1 protein-coding gene is annotated in these 1374 nt (G+C 25.2%); it reads right to left on the bottom strand.

The annotated features are described in order from the left end of the window. Positions 1-155: 155 nt before the first annotated feature. Positions 156-1253, bottom strand: coding sequence for an IS4 family transposase (locus FYJ83_RS19530; protein WP_195838080.1), 1098 nt, complete (start codon positions 1251-1253; stop codon positions 156-158). Positions 1254-1374: the final 121 nt, after the last annotated feature.

The raw sequence follows: 1374 nt of genomic DNA on the forward strand, positions 1-1374 counted from the left end.
GTACTAGTGTTGCATTAATGTAAAATTTAAGCTTTGACAAAATGGATGCTCTAAATACAGCATCCATTTTGTCAATATTATACTATATATCATATATTTACCATCTATTACGTATGGAAAACCAAGGCTAGAAAAGAAATACTTTTTTTAAAAGCTTAACCACTTAATAAATTTAAAACTGATGATTCTTCTAATAAATTTACTTCAATTATTCTACTTATTGAAATCATAGAAGATTTAATTTTCATTCTTGTCTTTAATAAAGCTAGTATTACATAAGATATTAATGCTGAATATATTTGTATTTTAACAGCATTTTGATTATGGCCTAACCATTTCTTTATTTTTAAGTTTTGCTTAACCCATTTAAAGAAAAGTTCTATTTTCCATCTCAATCTATATAATTCCATAATTTCTTCAGCTTCTATATCAAATACATTTGTAAGAAATCTTATTTCTTTCCCCTCTTCATCAAAGGTTAGAATTTCTCTATATTTATTATGTGTTTTATTTTTACTGTAATCAGTTCCTAAGGTGATTTCAGCATCAAATACTAATTCGTTCTCAACATAAGTTGATCTTATTTCCTCAATTACAGCATTAGTATTTTGTCTTGTAATGAACTTATATCCATTGTCAGTCAAATTATCATACCAATTATAATTATAGTAACCTCTATCAAAGAGATATAATGTATCCTTATCATCAAAAAAGTCATCAATACACTTTCTATCATTAATTTTTGCAGGTACAATATTTACTTTTTCAGGTAGGCTTTGAGATATATTCAATAAAGTACTAATCTTTATTCCTGATGACTTACCTTCAAAAAATAATTCAGGTGCTAAAGAGGAAGCTATTGTAATAACTGTTGAATCAAAAGCCTTAATTTCTTTAAATTTTTCATTAGATTTCTTAATTCCTAACTCCTTTTTAGCCATATTTATCATGCTATAATAAAGTTCTTCAAATATTCTATAGTCTCTATTGGCATTCTTCCTTGAAAGTTGTGAAAGGCTTGGAACATTAACTGTTCGTTGTAATTTTGGACTATAATTTAATTTATCAATTAAGCCTCTTAAGCTTTTCGTATTACTTAACTGAAGATAAAGCATGGAAAAAACATGAGATTTAGTGTTAAAATGTTGAATCCTATAATCTGAATTATATTTATTAATTATATAATTTAACTTATTTCCATTTATTACTTCTATTAATTTACTAAAAACTGTTTTATTATTATATTGAACCATAAAAAAGAACCCCATTTCATTGTTTTCTAGTCAAAAACAATTTAACACAAGGGGTTCTTTTTTTCATTATATAAATTTTTCCATGTCAACCTGTAATTATTTCTTTAATGCAACACTAGTA

Source organism: Tissierella pigra (assembly GCF_009695605.1).
Lineage (GTDB): Bacteria > Bacillota > Clostridia > Tissierellales > Tissierellaceae > Tissierella > Tissierella pigra.

Excerpts from the sequence above, each read along its gene's own strand:
- FYJ83_RS19530 (WP_195838080.1), bottom strand. The coding sequence starts at position 1,253 with ATGGTTCAATATAATAATAAAACAGTTTTTAGTAAATTAATAGAAGTA.